We start from the raw sequence: 14,940 nt of genomic DNA, 5'->3' as shown, positions 1-14,940 counted from the left end.
GTGCCGTGTCGAGCACCGCGAGCGCCTGCGCGCGATCGAGCACAGCCACACCAATGCCGCCGATATCGCGGCGGGCATGGTCGGGATGGTCGGCTGGCTGCGTGTGCGATGACATGTCGAAGAATGAAATGGCAGTCACGATCTCGTTCATTTCGAGGCGTTTTCGGTTCCTGTCTTGGCCGCTCACGGCGGTGGATCACGCCAAGCCCGATGGACGGTGAACAGCCCTTGACCCTGACTACCATCAGACCGGCTGCCGAGGAGTTGCGGAACGGGATTGGCGCTGTCTCATAACGGGACGCCGTCATGTCGGTCGTTGCAGCCGGATTCCCTGACCCCTTCGTGTCGCGGCCGAACTCCGCTCTCGGCGTCTCATTCCGGCGCGTGACCGGGCGGCATGGCGCTTGCCGCTCGCAGCCGTGAGAGCAGTTGGAAGGGAGCGTCCTGTTCCGTTCCGGAGCGCTCGCCGCCGGCCGTCAGGCCGTTGTGGCTCCGGAGAGCCTGCCGCGATGATGAGCGTCAACGATCTGAACTATGCGGCGGCGGCTGCCGACGAACGCGCCAATGCCTGGCGGCACTGGATCGGTCTCGTCACGGCGCTGACAGACGCGGTCGTGGTGCTGACGATCGTGTCCCTCGCCTCCGTGGTCTACCACCTCCTGGCCTACGGCCATTTCGGCGATGTCAGGATCACGCGCGAGCTGGCGATGATGATCGCGGCGATCTTCGTCTTCACCAATGTGATGCGCGGTCGCTACCAGCTCAGCCATTATCTCTCTGCGAAGGGGCAGATGGCCTCGGCCTTTACGGTCTGGAACATTACGATGGTGGCCTTCATCGCCGTCGCGTTCCTCGCCAAGATCGTCGATCATTATTCACGCGCCGTCGTGCTCGTGACCTATCTGGCCGGCATTCCGCTGATCACTCTGGCGCGTGCCGGCATTGCCCGCATCATTTCAGTGGCCAGCAAGACCGGCCGCATCACCACGGAGCGGGTGTTCCTGATCGGCCGTGAACCCGACGTGATGTCCTTCGTCTCGCGCCATCAACCCTGGAACATGGGCTTCGCCATCGTCGACGTCGCTTTCCTGCACAGCAACGACGCGCGCCGCATCAATGATCCGATGGCCGCGCTCAAGGCCGATCTGGTCACCGCTGCAGGGCGCTGCCGGCAGATGCGGCCGGACGCGGTCTTCATCGCCTTGCCCTGGTCGGATCAGGAGACGATCGATGCCTGCATCGATGCCTTCATGAACCTGCCGGTCGCGATCCACCTCGCGCCCGAGCGGATCATGGATCGGTTCGACAGTCCCCATATCGTGCGCATCGGCTCGTTCGCCAGCCTGCGGCTGACGCGCCCGGCGCTGTCCACCGCTGCGATCGTCGCGAAGCGCGGCTTTGACATCGTCGCCGCTTCGACCATCCTGCTTCTGGCGTTGCCGGTTCTGCTGATCATTGCGGGGTTGATCAAGCTCGACACGCGCGGACCGGTGTTCTTCCTGCAGCGACGCTACGGCTTCAACCAGCAGCCCTTCCGGATCTTCAAGTTCCGCACGATGACGGCGACCGATGACGGCGACGTCATTCGTCAGGCGACGCGTAACGACCCGCGCATCACGCGCATCGGCCGCTTGCTGCGCCGCTTCAATCTCGATGAGCTGCCGCAACTCATGAATGTCATCGCCGGTCAGATGTCGCTGGTTGGGCCGCGCCCGCATGCGCTCGCCCATGATCACGCGTTCCAACGCAAGATCGCCCTCTATGCCCGGCGTCACAATGTGAAGCCGGGCATCACCGGCTGGGCTCAGGTCAACGGCCTGCGCGGTGAGACCGACACGGACGAGAAAATGGCCAAGCGGGTCGCATTCGATCACTGGTACATCGACAATTGGTCGTTCTGGCTTGATCTCGGCATTCTCCTGCGCACTGTGTTCAGCGCGCGGGCCTATCTCAACGCCCAATAGTCGACGCGCTGATCTGCCCCGATTTGCGCAGACCGGCATGGCACCGAGCGCGCTGGCCTAGCGGAAATCAGGCCGCTACCGTGCAGTCCGACTTCTCAGCCGGGGGCTTGCCATGAACCAAATCGATTTAGACGGTCGCGTCGCCATTGTGACCGGTGGAGCGCAGGGGATTGGCCGTGCGGTTGCCGAGCGCTTCGCGGCGAGTGGCGCCAAGGTCGAGATCTGGGACCTCGATGGCGCGCTCGCAGCAAAGGCGGCGGGCGAGATCGGCAAGGGGGCGACCGGGATCGCCATCGATGTCACCGATGCCGCCGCCGTGAAGCGGGCGGCCGACGCGCTCGAGGCTCGCCTCGGCAGCGTCGATATCCTCGTGACCAGCGCCGGCATCGCGGGCCCCAACCTGAAGACCTGGGAATACCCGCTCGACGAATGGGCGAAGATCATGCGCCTGAATGTCGATGGCACGCTGCATTGCTGCCAGGCGGTGATACCCGGAATGCTGAAGCGCAATTACGGCCGGCTGGTGCTGGTCGCGTCGATCGCCGGCAAGGAAGGCAACCCCAACGCCTCGGCCTATTCCGCCTCGAAGGCGGCGGTGATCGCCTTGACCAAATCGCTCGGCAAGGAACTCGCCGACAAGGATATCGCGGTCAACTGCATCACGCCCGCAGCGGCGCGGACCCGCATCTTCGACCAGATGAGCGAAGAGCATATCGGCTACATGCTGGCMAAGATCCCGCGCGGCCGTTTCCTGCAGCCTGACGAGGTCGCCTCGATGGTCGGTTTCCTGGCTTCCGCCGAGAACAGCTTCACCACAGGCGCGGTGTTCGATCTGTCGGGTGGGCGCGCGACTTACTGATCCCGATCCGCGCCGCGCGGTTCTGCGGGGCGCGGTTTGCCTTTTCGGTCAGAGGCGCTGGCCGACATCGATCCGGTTGCCGTCCGGATCGGCGAAGACGAAGGACCGCAGCCCGTATTCCTGGTCCCGCAGCCCCTTGATGATACGCAGCCCTTCGCGCTGGCAAATCGCGTGCAGGGCCTCGGCATCGCCGACCATCAGATGGGCGACGTTGAATGGCGCGGCGAGATGCGTCTTCTGCAGGGTGAGATGCAGTTCGGCTTCATCGMGCTTCAGGATCATGAAGCCGACGGGGACACCGTTCTCGAAGGTTTTTCGGAAGCCGAGCACCCGTGTGTAGAAGTCGTGGGCCTTGTCCATGTCGCGTACTGGCAACATGGCGGCAATCCGTCCGAAGCGGATTCCGTGGTCGATTGGGTCGGTCATGGCAACGTCTCGCGATGGGGAGCCGCTTCACCCGGTACCGGCGGTGCGGCGCGGACGAGTGCTTTCCAGGGGGTGAAGAGAGACGGTGCTCCGGCTGGATGATTAGCAGGCGGATGGGCTGTCGCGCCAGTCATGGAAATTCGACCTGKGGACGCCTCTGGCTGCTTCCCCCGCAGGGCCGATGCGCTATGGTTTCGCCATGACCGCCTCACTTCCCTCCGCCGCCGTCCTTGGTGCCCGTGCCTTTGCCGCACTCGATGGACTGAACCGCTTCACCGACGAGCCGGGCAAGATCACCCGTCTCTACCTCTCCCCTTCGCATCGGCAGGCTGCCGAGTGGACGAAGGGCGCGATGGAAGTGGCGGGGCTCGACGCCTTCATCGATGCCGCCGGATCGGTCCAGGGCCGTCGCGAGGGCGCAAAGCCTGGTCTTCCCGCCGTGCTGATCGGCTCGCATATCGATACGGTGAAGGATGGCGGCCGGTTTGACGGCAATCTCGGCGTCGTCGCCGGTATCCTTGCAGCGCAGGCGCTTCGCGATGCCGGCATCGTCCTGCCCTTCGCACTGGAGGTGGTCGGTTTCGGGGACGAGGAGACGGTGCGTTTTCCGACCTCCCTTTCGACCTCGTCGGCTTTGATCGGGCACTATGATACGGCTTGGCTCGACTCCCGGGATGCGGATGGCGTGGTGCTGCGTGATGCGCTCGTCGCCTTCGGCGGGGACCCATCGGGAATTGCTGCGCTGAAGCGCAAGCCCGGCTCCGTAAAGGCTTATCTCGAAGTCCATATCGAGCAGGGTCCGGTGCTGGAGAGCGAGAACGAAGCCGTCGGCATCGTCACGGCCATCAACGCCCAGAAGCGGGCCCGGGTCCGCGTCACCGGCGAGGCCGGCCATGCCGGGACGGTTCCGATGAAGCTGCGCAAGGATGCACTTGCGGCTGCCGCGGAGATGGCGCTGGCGCTCGAGGATATTGCGGCTGCGCATGAGCAGGCGGTCGGCACGGTAGGGGTGTTCAGGCCTGATCCGGGCGCCACCAATGTCGTGCCCGGCGCGGTCGACTTCACCGTCGATTTCCGCTCGCCGCGCAACGAGACGCTGGCGAGCATGGACAAGGCCATTGCCGAGCGCTTCGCCGCGATCGCGGCTCGGCGCGGTGTCGGGTTGGAGATCACGCCCTATTCGCAGGAAGATGCGACGCCGATGGCGGAGCGGCTGCAGGAGGCCTTTGCGACGGGCATCGCCCGTACGGGCTCGAACCTCAGTGCTCGCCGTCTCCCGTCCGGCGCGGGCCATGACGCCATGGCGATGGCACGGCTCTGTCCCTCAGCCATGCTCTTCGTCCGCTGCGAGAGGGGCATCAGCCATTCCCCGCTGGAGAACATGACCGAACTCGACGCCGGCATCGCGATCCGGGTGCTGCTCGAGACCGTCCTGGAGCTGGCGCGGCAGGAGGGGTAACCCCTCGTCCTGCTCGGCTGTACGCGCCGAGCAGCTATTTTCGTGCAAAAACCGCGTGACGGCTGGCCTTACTCGAGCGTCCCGACCACCGCCTCGACCGCCTCGACGATCGCGCCCGAGCGCACCAGCGCCGTCGCCTGATTCATCTCGGCAGCGTACCAGCGGTCGCCGTCGAGCGCGGGCGGGATCGTCTCGCGCAACGCGTCGAGCGCCGCCTGCGTGCCCCGGCCGAGCGGATGGCCCTTGGCGGTCTCCGCGATCAGGGTCAGCGCCTGGCAGGCCATCAGGATTTCCATGGCAATGATCATCTCGACATTTTCGACCACGGTGCGGGCCTTTCGGCCGCACCAGGTCGAATTCGAGACATGGTCCTCGGCATTCGACTTGCCGGGGATCGAATCGACGGATCCCGGCGACGACAGCGTCCGGTTCTCCATCACCAGCGCCGACATCGAGCACTGCACCGTGGCGAAGCCGGTATTCAGGCCGCGCTTGCCGGCGAGCAGGTTGCGCGGCAGGCCGTAGCTGAGCGTCGGGTCGATCAGCCGGGCGAGGCGACGCTCGCAGATCGAGCCGAGATCGGTCATGGCCATGGCGAGTAGGTCCATCGCCTGCGCGACGTATTGGCCGTGGAAATGACCGCCGGAGATCACGGTGTAGCTGCCGCTTTCCTCGAAGATCAGCGGGTTGTCCGTGGCCGAGTTGGTCTCGGTGCCGATGACGCGCAGCACGTAGTCGAGCGCCTCGCGTGCCGGACCATGCACCTGCGGGCCGCAGCGCAGCGAATAGACATCCTGTACGCGTGGTGATGGCGGCTTGCCGGGGGTGCGGCCGATCTCGTCGGGGTAGATCGTCTCGCGGGCCGAAGCCGAGCAGCGCTTCGAGCCCTGCGTCAGTTTCAGGATATTGCGGGCCACCAGCCCCTGGCCCGGATGGGGACGCGCGGCGTGGACGCGCGGATCGAAGGCTGCAAGCTCGCCCCGCATCGCCTCCAGCGAAAGCGCGAGCCCGATATCGGCCGCCTTGACCAGGCGTTTGGCATCCTCGCTCGCCAGGACGCCGAGCGCGAGCGAAACCGTCGAGCCGTTGATCAGGGCAGAKGCATCCTTGGCGCCGAGCGGGAAATCCGGTGTGAGGCCAGCCTTCGCCAGCGCATCGCGCGCCGGCATGCGCTTGCCCTTGTAGATCGCTTCGGCTTCGGCGAAGCCACAGACAGCCGCCGACATATGGGCGAGCGGGGCGAGATCGCCGGAGGCGCCGACCGAGCCCTTCTGCGGGATCACCGGGTGCACGCCGGCATTGAGGCAGGCGAGCAGGCGCTCGACGAGCTCGACCTGGGGGCCGGAATAATTCGAGGCGAAGGCATTGGCGCGCAACAGCATGGTGGCGCGCGTCACGTCTTCAGCGAATGGCTCTCCGATGCCGGTCGCGTGCGCGTAGACGCTCTTGCGCTGATATTCGGTCATCTCCGACATCAGCACGCGCTGGTCCTTGAACAGGCCGACACCCGTGTTGAAGGAATACATGAACGGCGCATCGTCGGTCATGAAATGCGCATCGATATGGGCGCGTGTCGCCGCAATGCGCTCGCGTGCCGCCTTGGCGAGGCCGGCCTTCTCGTAGCGACCGGAAGGGCCCGGCCTTGCGACCTTGAGAACCTGCTTGCCCTTGAGCGTGCGCCCGTCGATCGAAACCGCCATGCTCGTCCCTTCCGCGTGGTCCGTTCTGTTTCCTCTGGTCTAGAGCATGGCATCCGAAAGGGGAAACCGGCTTTCCGGCGGTTTTTGCGCCCTAACTCCTTGATCCAAGACGGATTCAGGTTTCAAACCAAGCAGCTTTGCTGTTTCGTGAATAATCGGCCGGTCCTTGTGGCGTGGCTRCAGCAATGAAAAAGGCCGTGCACTGATGGGCGAGGTCAAGATTTGGAATTGGTGGCTTAGCCCCCGGCAGCGCATTGTGCGCCGAACGCCTCATCTTGAGCGCTCCTGACAACGGATTCGCCTGCCAATGCCTCGCATGATCGACTATTTCTTCACGCTGTCCTCGCCCTGGGCCTATCTCGGCCATGCGGCTTTCCTCGAGACCGCCAAGCGCCATGGCGCGACGGTGACCTACCGGCCGATGCCGGTGCGGGCGGTTTTCGACGAGACGGGCGGACTGCCGCTGCCGAAGCGCCACCCCTCGCGCCAGCGCTATCGTCTCGTTGAGCTGCAGCGCTGGCGCGAACGGCGTGGCCTGCCGCTGGTGTTGCAGCCGAAGCATGTGCCGTTCGATCCTTCCCTGGCGGATCGCTTCGTCACCGCCGTGGTGGCGGCTGGCCATGATCCCGATGCGTTCCTGCGCCGCGCCTTCCACACCATCTGGTCGGACGAGCGGGACATGGGCGATCGCTCGGTGATCGCCGGGCTGGCCACCGCGGAGGGGCTTCCGGCCGAGGCCCTGCTGACGGCCGCCGAGAGCGCGGCGAGTTCTGAGCGCTATGAAGCCAATCGCGTTGACGCGATCGCCGCCGGTGTCTTCGGGGCGCCCTCCTATGTGCTCGATGGCGAGGTCTTCTGGGGCCAGGACCGTATCGAACTCCTCGACTCCGCTCTGGCGAGCGGGCGGGCTGCCTATCTCCCGCAAGCCTGATCAGGCTCTCGCAGGCCTGATCTGACGCGACGCCTCGGGTGCCCTGCGACCGAGGCGCTGGCATGCCGTGCCCCAGGCGATATGGTTCAGGAACGCCTCCTAGGCGTGCTCAAGAATTCAATCGATTAAGGGAGAGCCGAGCGCGATGACACAGGATCATTCGACACCGAACTGGCCGCAATTGGCTGATCTCAGGGGCAAGAGAGTACTGATCACCGGTGCCAGCACCGGCATTGGCGCGGCGGCTGCGCGGGCCTTCGGTGCCAATGGCGCTCGCGTCGGCGTTCACTACAATGCCAGCCGTGACAAGGCGGAAGCGGTGGCCCGCGAGATCGAGGCGGCCGGTGGCAAGGCTGTGCTGATTGGCGGCGACGTCACGGAGAGCGGCGAGATTCCGCGCATCATGGCCGAGGCGCTTTCGGGCCTCGGCGGACTCGATGTGCTGATCAACAATGCCGGCGGGTTGGTGAAGCGCGTGCCGGTCACCGATTATGACGATGGCATCATCGACGACATCATCGATCTCAACATCCGCCAGGTCGCGCATTTCATGCGCGAGGCGGCCAGGACCCTGATCGCGCAGGGCACGGGCGGCAGCATCGTCAATGTCAGCTCGGTCGCGGCGCGCATTGGTGGCGGCCCAGGTTCCGTGCTCTACGCCGCCTCAAAGGGGTTCATCTCGACGGCGACCCGCGGCTGGGCTCGCGAACTGGTCAAGCACGGGATCCGGGTCAACGCCGTTTCGCMCGGGGTGATCATGACACCGTTCCACGAGCGCTACTCGACCCCCGAGCAACTCGCCGCGATGCAGGCCGGCATCCCGATGGACCGGCTCGGCAAGGCGGATGAATGCGTCGGCGCGTTCCTCTATCTCGCCTCCGAGACACTCGGCAGCTTCGTCACCGGCCAGATTCTCGAGGTCAATGGCGGCCAGTACATGCCGTAACCGTCGTTCCGTAACGGCCCCCGCGACACCGCGCACCATTTCGCGTTAGGCTCCTCTCTCGTAGGAGAGGCCCGTCGCAGGAGGCCACCGATGGACTACGAACACTTCTTCCGCACGGAGCTCGACGCGCTTCGCAAGGAGGGACGCTACCGGGTCTTCGCCGATCTGGAGCGCATCGTCGGGCGCTTTCCGCGTGCGCGCTACTACGGCGCGGACGGGCCCCGCGAGATCACGGTCTGGTGTTCCAACGACTATCTCGGCATGGGCCAGCATCCCGACGTGCTGGCCGCGATGCAGGAGGCTCTTGCCGGTTGCGGCGCTGGTGCCGGCGGCACCCGCAATATCAGCGGCACCAACCACTACCATGTGCTGCTTGAGCGGGAACTGGCCGACCTGCACGGCAAGGAGGCAGCGCTTCTCTTCAACTCCGGTTACATGTCGAACTGGGCCTCGCTCTCGACACTGGCCTCCCGGCTCCCGGGCTGCGTCGTCCTGACCGATGCGCTGAACCATGCCTCGATGATCGAGGGCATCCGGCATTCGCGCGCGGAGAAGCTGATCTTCGCCCATAATGATCCCGACGATCTGCGCCGCAAGCTGCAGAGCATCGATCCGGCCCGGCCCAAGCTGATCGCCTTCGAGTCGGTTTATTCGATGGACGGCGATATCGCCCCGGTCGCCGCCTTCTGCGACATTGCCGACGAGTTCGGTGCCATGACCTATATCGACGAGGTCCACGCTGTTGGCCTCTACGGGCCGCGTGGCGGCGGCATCAGCGAGCGCGACGGCCTCAGCGATCGCCTGACCCTGATCGAGGGCACGCTGGCCAAATCCTTCGGCGTGATGGGCGGCTATATCGCTGGCTCGGCCGCGCTCTGCGACTATGTCCGCAGCTTTGCCTCGGGCTTCATCTTCTCGAGCTCCCTGCCGCCGAACCTTGCGGCGGGGGCGCTCGCCGCGATCCGTCATCTCAAGACGAGCTCAGTCGAGCGCGAGCGCCAGGCCGACAGGGTCATGGCGTTGAGGAGCCGGCTCGACGCGGTCGGCATCGCGCATCTCGCCAATCCCAGTCATATCGTCCCGGTGATGGTCGGCGACGCGGGGCTGTGCAAGGCGATCAGCGACGAGCTGCTGGCGCGCTTCGACATCTATGTCCAGCCCATCAACTATCCGACGGTGCCGCGCGGCACCGAGCGGCTGCGCATCACGCCGTCGCCGCTGCACAGCGATGCGGATATCGATCAGCTCGTGGTGGCGCTGACCGAGATMTGGAGCAGGGTGGGACTGAAGCGCGCGGCATAGCCGCGCCGACCTCTCCCGAACGGGAGCTCCGGAACCCATTCCGGAATGCCCTGGGTCCCGGCTCTGCGCTTCGCTGAGGGGCGGCCCTCAGACAGCCGCCAATGCACGCTCGAAATCGGCGATCAGGTCGTCGGGATGTTCGAGCCCGACCGAGAAGCGCACCAGCCCGTCGGTGACGCCCATGCTGGCGCGAATCTCCGGCGTGAAGCGCTGATGGGTCGTCGTGGCGGGGTGCACGATCAGGCTCTTGGCGTCGCCGAGATTGTTGGAGATGCGGATCAGCTTGAGCGCATTGAGCAGGCGGTAGACGGCCTCCTTGCCCCCATTGACCTCGAAGGCGATCAGGGTCGAGGGACCGCTCATCTGGCGCGCAATGATCTCGGCTTGCGGGTGATTGGGGTCGCCCGGAAAGATCACTTTCGGCAGCTTGGGCTGCTTGGCCAGCCAGGCGGCAAGGATCGCGGCGCTCTGCGCCTGCCGGTTGACGCGCAGCGGCAGCGTCTCCAGGGCCTTCAGCATCACCCAGGCGTTGAAGGGCGACATCGCCGGCCCGGTCTGGCGCAGAAAGGTCTGGATCTCGCTCTGGATCAATTCCTCCGAGGCGAGGACCAGTCCGCCGAGGCAGCGGCCTTGCCCGTCGATATGTTTCGTTGCCGAGTAGACGACGCAGTCGGCACCGAGTTCGAGCGGACGTTGGAAGAGCGGGGTCGCGAAGACATTGTCGACCACGAGCTTGGCGCCGACCTCCTTCGCCAGCGCGGCGACGGCCGCGATGTCGATGACCTCGAGTGTCGGGTTCGCGGGGCTTTCCAGGAAGAAGACCTTGGTGTTGGGCTGCACGGCCTTCCGCCAGGCCTCGATATCCGGGCCGTTCACCAGCGTCGATTCCACGCCGTAGCGAGGCAGATGATCCTCGACGACATAGCGACAGGAGCCGAACAGGGCCTGCGCCGCGACGACGTGGTCGCCAGCACGCACCAGGCTCATCACTGCTGCCGTCACGGCGGCCATGCCGGTCGCCGTAGCGCGGCAGGCTTCTGCACCCTCGAAGGCGGCCATGCGCTGTTCCAGCATGGTCACGGTCGGGTTCGAGAAACGGGCATATTGGAAGCCCGGATCCTTGTTCAGGAAGCGCGCCTCGCATTGCTCGGCGCTGTCATAGACATGGCCCTGCGTCAGGAAGAGCGCTTCCGACGTCTCGCCGAACTGCGAGCGCAGGGTGCCGGCATGAACCAGCCGCGTTTCGGGATGCAGCGCCTTTGCGCCAGCGTCTGGACCTGACATGAACTGAACTCCGGCCGTTCGTTATAACGGACAAGGGGAATAACAGCTCAGCCATCGTTCGTAAAGACGGACAAAAATTCTCCGGAAGGAACGCCCGAGATCTGCGCCTTAGCGTGACAGTTTCGGCGGGCGCCCGAGCGGGGTGAGGAAGCCGGTGAGGTCGGTCGTGACGTGGTGGACATGGCCGGCTTCAATCGCGGCCTGCTCCCAGGCTTCGCGGAATGGGTCCGGCGTCTGCGGCAGGATCAGCACGGTCTTCATGCCGAGCGCGTTGGGGACCAGCAGGTTCCTCTCGATGTCCTCGAACATGGCGGCGCGGCTGGGATCGACCGCATGTTTCGCCAGGAAATGCTCATAGGTCGCGCGCTCGGGCTTGGGCAGGAAGCCAGCCTCGACGATGTCGAAGATGTCCTCGAAATGGTGGAGGATACCGAGCTTGCCCGCGACATTCTCGGCATGTCCGCGCGAGCCGTTGGTGAGGATGAGCTTGCGCCCCGGCAGGGCGGCGATGGCGTCGCCAAGCGCGGGGTTGGGATCGAGCAGGGAGAGGTCGATCTGGTGCGCGAAATCGAGGAAATCGTCGGGATCGACGCCGTGTTCCTCCATCAATCCCTTCAGGGTCGTGCCGTAGCGCTGGTAATAGTATTTCTGCAGCGCCCGCGACGACAGCCCGTCGAGCCCGAACAGTTCGCCGAGGAACAGCGTGATGCGCTCATCGACCTGCGGCCAGACTTTGGCCTCGTGCGAATAGAGCGTGTTGTCGAGATCGAAAACCCAGTGCTCGACATGCGCAAAGGCTTCCGCATTTGGCAGGAGCGGCGTAGCGGCGGATATGATCGGTTTCTGATTCATGGGCTATGTCATGTGGCGACGTCAGCGTAGCATGCAAGTCTTCCGCAAAGGTTTACCGACGTGCGACGAAACCGGCCGATCGGCGGTCAGGCTGCTGACCCACGATCAAAGCAATGATCAGGCCGTTCTCTCAAGCGCCGCATGTGGCGTGAACGGGTCGCGCCTGAGACTCATGCGGCCCGTCTCCCTACCTTTCGTCCCGAAACGACCTGGCGCTTCGCGCCGGGACACGCGCGATATCCTCTCGCCGTCGTGATGTGGTGCGGACGAGTGCAAGACCGACCATGGCCAGCGAGAGGCCGAGGCCGAGCGCGATGGTGATCGAGTAATCCATGATCGCTCCTCCCGAGACGCCCCCCGGGAGGATGATGAACCTGTCGTTGCCGGCACGCATCACCGGCAAAGGTGGATCACCTTCTGATGATGGTGCCCGAGCCGGTATCGGTGAAAAGCTCGATCAGCGCCGCGTGCGGGATCTTTCCGTCAAGGATGACGACCGCCTCGACGCCCTTTTCGAGCGCGTAGATGCAGGTCTCGATCTTCGGGATCATGCCGCCGGAGATGGTGCCGTCCGCGATCAGGCGGCGGCATTGCTCCACCGTGAGCTCCGGAATCAGGTTCTTGTCCTTGTCGAGCACGCCGGGCACATCGGTCAGCAGCAGCAGGCGCTTGGCGTTGAGTGCACCGGCGATCGCGCCCGCAAAGGTATCGGCATTGACGTTGTAGGTCTGGCCGTCGGCGGCGGCACAGACCGGTGCCAGCACGGGGATCAGCTCCGCCTTCAGCACGGCCTCCAGCACGCTGATGTTCACCGCTTCAGGCTCGCCGACAAAGCCAAGATCGAGCACCTGCTCGATCTTGGAATCGGGATCGACGACGGTGCGGGTCACCTTGCGGGCGGTCACCATATTGCCGTCCTTGCCGCAGAGTCCGATCGCCTTGCCACCCTCGCGCGAGATGTAGCCGACGATCTCCTTGTTGACCGAGCCGGCCAGAACCATCTCGACGACATCGACGGTTGCGCGGTCGGTGACCCGCAGGCCCTGCTTGAACTCCGACTTGATGCCGAGCTTGTCGAGCATGCGGGCGATCTGCGGGCCGCCGCCATGGCAGACGACCGGCTTCAGGCCGGACTGCTCGAGCAGGACGATATCCTCGGCAAAATCCTCGGCGGTCGCGGCATCGCCCATGGCGTTGCCGCCATATTTGATCACGATGATTTCCTGATCGTAGCGCTGCATATGCGGCAGCGCCTGAACCAGCAGTTCTGCCGATTGCGACGGCGTCAGGTGGACGGCGGGATTGATCATCGGCAGGCTCCGCGGGACGCGAGGATCGCGCGCCGGGCCTTCTAGCCGAAGAATGGCCGGGGCGGAAGCCGGCGGGCGCGGTTCAGCTACGCCGCGCGAACAGGGCGGAGAAGGCCAGCGCGAGCCAGCCGGCCAGCATCAGGAAGCCGCCAGCAGGTGCGGCGCCCGCAAAGAGCCGCTCGTCATAGAAGCCACGCCGGGTGAGATCGGCGGCAAAGAGCGCGACGCCGATGATGATGACGGAGAGCGCGACCCGTGCCAGCAGATCGGAGAGCAGGCCGGCCTTGCGTGCGGCCGTTGCGCCCAGGATCACGGGAGCGTGGGTCAGCAGCATCTGGCCGGCGGTCTGGAGGCCGCTCGTGCCTGGCCCATGCGCTGCCGCAGCCAGGAGCGTCACGCCCGCAAGGCCCATCAGCGCGGCCAGCGTGAGATGAATCTTTGCGGCGCTCATGGCAGGATCACTTTCTCTGGACCGGACCGAAATGCTGGCGTGCGGGGCCTCGCGAGGAGGCCTGGCCGGATTGCCTCGCCTCCCTCGCCATCACGGCAGCCGCGAGGCTTATGCCCGCTCTGCCAATACGCGCGCGATCGCTGCGCGCAGCTCCGGAATGCCGAGGCCCTTTTCGCTCGAGGTGAGCAGCACCTCGGGGAAGGCGGCCGGCCGGCGCTTGATCTCGTCGAAGGTCGCTTCCTGCATGAACTGCTGGTCGGCCTTCTTGATCGCGTCGCCCTTGGTCAGCACGACCTGATAGGAGACGGCGGCCTTGTCGAGCGTCTCCAGCACCGCGCCGTCGACATCCTTGATGCCATGGCGGGCGTCGATCAGCACATAGACCCGCATCAGGTTGGAGCGGCCGCGCAGATATTCGTGGATCAGATTGGTCCAGGCTGCGACCTTGTCGCGCCCGACGGCGGCATAGCCGTAGCCGGGCATGTCGACGATGGTCAGGCGCTCATCATGCCCGACCTGACGGAAGAAATTGAGCTGCTGGGTACGGCCCGGCGTATGCGATGTCCGGGCCAGCGCATTGCGCCGCGTCAGGGCATTGATCAGGCTCGACTTGCCGACATTGGAGCGCCCGGCAAAGGCGATCTCCTGGCCKACCATGGGGGGCAGGTCGTCGATCTTGGTCGAGGCCCAGACGAAATCCCAGGGACCTTCGAAGAGCTTGCGAGCGCTCTCGATCTCGTCCGGAGTGAAGGGGGTTGTCGTGCTTGCTGTCATGGGTCCTGCCTACACGGCGGCGCGCAAGGCGTCGATGTTGGCGCCGGCGATTGCACCGAGATTGCGGGAGATTGTCTCTGCATCCCAATCCCACCAACGAATGGCGAGGAGTTCCGCGATCGTCTCGGCCGGGAAGCGCATCTTTACGATCTGACCGGGATTGCCGACAACCACCGCATAGGCTGGCACATCGCGCGAGACCTGGGCCCGTGTCCCGATGATGGCGCCGTCGCCAATCGTCACGCCGGGCATGATCACCGCCTCGCGGCCGATCCAGACATCATTGCCGATCACCGTGTCGCCACGCAGGCCAAGCCTGTCCGGCGTCATCTCGGGAGCGCCCTCGAATCCGAACATCTGGAATGGATAGGTCGAGAAGCCGCCCATCGGGTGGTTCGCGCCATTCATGATGAACTGTGCCGCCTGGGCGATGGCGACGAATTTTCCGATGATCAGCCGGTCGCCGATGAAGTCGAAGTGATAGCGCACGCAGCGGCCGACGAAGTGCTCCGGCCCGCGCGAGTCGTCATAATAGCTGTAGTCGCCGACCTCGATCAGCGGGTGGTCGACGACGGCCTTCAGGAAGGCCGTGCCCTTCCAGCCCGGGATCGGGTGAAGGGTCCGCGGATCGGGAAGCGGCATGGAGGCTCCCTTTCGAAGGCAGCGTGAACAAGGTCCGAAA

15 protein-coding genes are annotated in these 14,940 nt (G+C 65.1%); 6 read left to right on the top strand and 9 right to left on the bottom strand.

What is annotated here, in order from left to right; genetic code table 11:
- Nucleotides 1-509 precede the first annotated feature (509 nt).
- Together AC1DJT_RS05720 and AC1DJT_RS05715 are read left to right on the top strand one after the other, a co-directional pair.
- Complete coding sequence (locus AC1DJT_RS05720; protein WP_441505009.1) at nt 510-1,964, top strand: undecaprenyl-phosphate glucose phosphotransferase; 1,455 nt, start codon at nt 510-512, stop codon at nt 1,962-1,964.
- Nucleotides 1,965-2,076: 112 nt separating this feature from the next.
- The gene (locus tag AC1DJT_RS05715) at nt 2,077-2,823 is read left to right on the top strand and encodes an SDR family NAD(P)-dependent oxidoreductase (protein ID WP_069878438.1); all 747 of its coding nucleotides are present in this window, start codon (nt 2,077-2,079) and stop codon (nt 2,821-2,823) included.
- A 48-nt stretch (nt 2,824-2,871) separates the two neighbouring features.
- On the opposite strand, the gene AC1DJT_RS05710 is transcribed toward AC1DJT_RS05715, so the two are convergent.
- Nucleotides 2,872-3,249: a glyoxalase superfamily protein gene (locus tag AC1DJT_RS05710; RefSeq protein WP_476833695.1), complete on the bottom strand. Its 378-nt coding sequence runs from the start codon at nt 3,247-3,249 to the stop codon at nt 2,872-2,874.
- 199 nt (nt 3,250-3,448) lie between these two features.
- Between AC1DJT_RS05710 and AC1DJT_RS05705 the strand changes: the two genes are divergently transcribed.
- Nucleotides 3,449-4,708, top strand: coding sequence for an allantoate amidohydrolase (locus tag AC1DJT_RS05705; protein WP_441505007.1), 1,260 nt, complete (start codon nt 3,449-3,451; stop codon nt 4,706-4,708).
- A 68-nt stretch (nt 4,709-4,776) separates the two neighbouring features.
- Here the strand turns inward: AC1DJT_RS05705 and AC1DJT_RS05700 are convergent, their stop codons facing one another.
- Nucleotides 4,777-6,408: an HAL/PAL/TAL family ammonia-lyase gene (locus AC1DJT_RS05700; RefSeq protein WP_476767487.1), complete on the bottom strand. Its 1,632-nt coding sequence runs from the start codon at nt 6,406-6,408 to the stop codon at nt 4,777-4,779.
- 307 nt (nt 6,409-6,715) lie between these two features.
- Here AC1DJT_RS05700 and AC1DJT_RS05695 point away from each other — a divergent pair, with 307 nt between their 5' ends.
- The 3 genes from AC1DJT_RS05695 (at nt 6,716) to hemA (ending at nt 9,587) form a co-directional block, all read left to right on the top strand.
- Entirely contained in the window at nt 6,716-7,339 is a 624-nt protein-coding gene (locus tag AC1DJT_RS05695; RefSeq protein WP_113516824.1) for a 2-hydroxychromene-2-carboxylate isomerase, read from the top strand.
- A gap of 145 nt (nt 7,340-7,484) precedes the next feature.
- Nucleotides 7,485-8,285: an SDR family NAD(P)-dependent oxidoreductase gene (locus AC1DJT_RS05690; RefSeq protein ID WP_476833694.1), complete on the top strand. Its 801-nt coding sequence runs from the start codon at nt 7,485-7,487 to the stop codon at nt 8,283-8,285.
- Nucleotides 8,286-8,375: 90 nt separating this feature from the next.
- Complete coding sequence (hemA, locus tag AC1DJT_RS05685; RefSeq protein WP_476767489.1) at nt 8,376-9,587, top strand: 5-aminolevulinate synthase; 1,212 nt, start codon at nt 8,376-8,378, stop codon at nt 9,585-9,587.
- An 87-nt stretch (nt 9,588-9,674) separates the two neighbouring features.
- Here the strand turns inward: hemA and AC1DJT_RS05680 are convergent, their stop codons facing one another.
- From AC1DJT_RS05680 to AC1DJT_RS05650, 7 genes are all read right to left on the bottom strand, one after another.
- Nucleotides 9,675-10,871 (bottom strand): O-succinylhomoserine sulfhydrylase, encoded by a 1,197-nt coding sequence (locus tag AC1DJT_RS05680; RefSeq protein WP_476767490.1) that lies wholly within the window; start codon nt 10,869-10,871, stop codon nt 9,675-9,677.
- Between the two features lie 108 nt (nt 10,872-10,979).
- The gene (locus tag AC1DJT_RS05675) at nt 10,980-11,723 is read right to left on the bottom strand and encodes a pyrimidine 5'-nucleotidase (RefSeq protein ID WP_476831907.1); all 744 of its coding nucleotides are present in this window, start codon (nt 11,721-11,723) and stop codon (nt 10,980-10,982) included.
- 187 nt (nt 11,724-11,910) lie between these two features.
- On the bottom strand, nt 11,911-12,057 hold the full coding sequence (locus AC1DJT_RS05670) for a hypothetical protein (protein WP_476833693.1): 147 nt from the start codon (nt 12,055-12,057) through the stop codon (nt 11,911-11,913).
- 76 nt (nt 12,058-12,133) lie between these two features.
- Nucleotides 12,134-13,033, bottom strand: a complete 900-nt coding sequence (gene argB / locus AC1DJT_RS05665; protein WP_043234901.1) for an acetylglutamate kinase — start codon at nt 13,031-13,033, stop codon at nt 12,134-12,136.
- Between the two features lie 82 nt (nt 13,034-13,115).
- Nucleotides 13,116-13,484: a DUF423 domain-containing protein gene (locus tag AC1DJT_RS05660; protein ID WP_476767493.1), complete on the bottom strand. Its 369-nt coding sequence runs from the start codon at nt 13,482-13,484 to the stop codon at nt 13,116-13,118.
- 108 nt (nt 13,485-13,592) lie between these two features.
- Nucleotides 13,593-14,258 carry a ribosome biogenesis GTP-binding protein YihA/YsxC gene (gene yihA, locus AC1DJT_RS05655; RefSeq protein ID WP_441490528.1) on the bottom strand — a complete coding sequence of 222 codons (666 nt, stop codon included), beginning with the start codon at nt 14,256-14,258 and terminating at the stop codon, nt 13,593-13,595.
- 9 nt (nt 14,259-14,267) lie between these two features.
- Nucleotides 14,268-14,900 (bottom strand): CatB-related O-acetyltransferase, encoded by a 633-nt coding sequence (locus AC1DJT_RS05650; RefSeq protein WP_476767494.1) that lies wholly within the window; start codon nt 14,898-14,900, stop codon nt 14,268-14,270.
- Nucleotides 14,901-14,940: the final 40 nt, after the last annotated feature.

The organism is Allobosea sp. 05T422_2, from assembly GCF_056396265.1.
This window is presented reverse-complemented; position numbering and strand designations above follow the sequence as displayed.

What these genes read in the sequence shown, in the direction of transcription:
- AC1DJT_RS05680 (WP_476767490.1), bottom strand. Translation starts at nt 10,871, where the DNA reads ATGTCAGGTCCAGACGCTGGCGCAAAGGCGCTGCATCCCGAAACGCGG.
- AC1DJT_RS05670 (WP_476833693.1), bottom strand. Translation starts at nt 12,057, where the DNA reads ATGGATTACTCGATCACCATCGCGCTCGGCCTCGGCCTCTCGCTGGCC.
- argB (WP_043234901.1), bottom strand. Translation starts at nt 13,033, where the DNA reads ATGATCAATCCCGCCGTCCACCTGACGCCGTCGCAATCGGCAGAACTG.
- AC1DJT_RS05650 (WP_476767494.1), bottom strand. Translation starts at nt 14,900, where the DNA reads ATGCCGCTTCCCGATCCGCGGACCCTTCACCCGATCCCGGGCTGGAAG.
- AC1DJT_RS05675 (WP_476831907.1), bottom strand. Translation starts at nt 11,723, where the DNA reads ATGAATCAGAAACCGATCATATCCGCCGCTACGCCGCTCCTGCCAAAT.
- AC1DJT_RS05705 (WP_441505007.1), top strand. Translation starts at nt 3,449, where the DNA reads ATGACCGCCTCACTTCCCTCCGCCGCCGTCCTTGGTGCCCGTGCCTTT.
- AC1DJT_RS05720 (WP_441505009.1), top strand. Translation starts at nt 510, where the DNA reads ATGATGAGCGTCAACGATCTGAACTATGCGGCGGCGGCTGCCGACGAA.
- AC1DJT_RS05695 (WP_113516824.1), top strand. Translation starts at nt 6,716, where the DNA reads ATGCCTCGCATGATCGACTATTTCTTCACGCTGTCCTCGCCCTGGGCC.
- AC1DJT_RS05660 (WP_476767493.1), bottom strand. Translation starts at nt 13,484, where the DNA reads ATGAGCGCCGCAAAGATTCATCTCACGCTGGCCGCGCTGATGGGCCTT.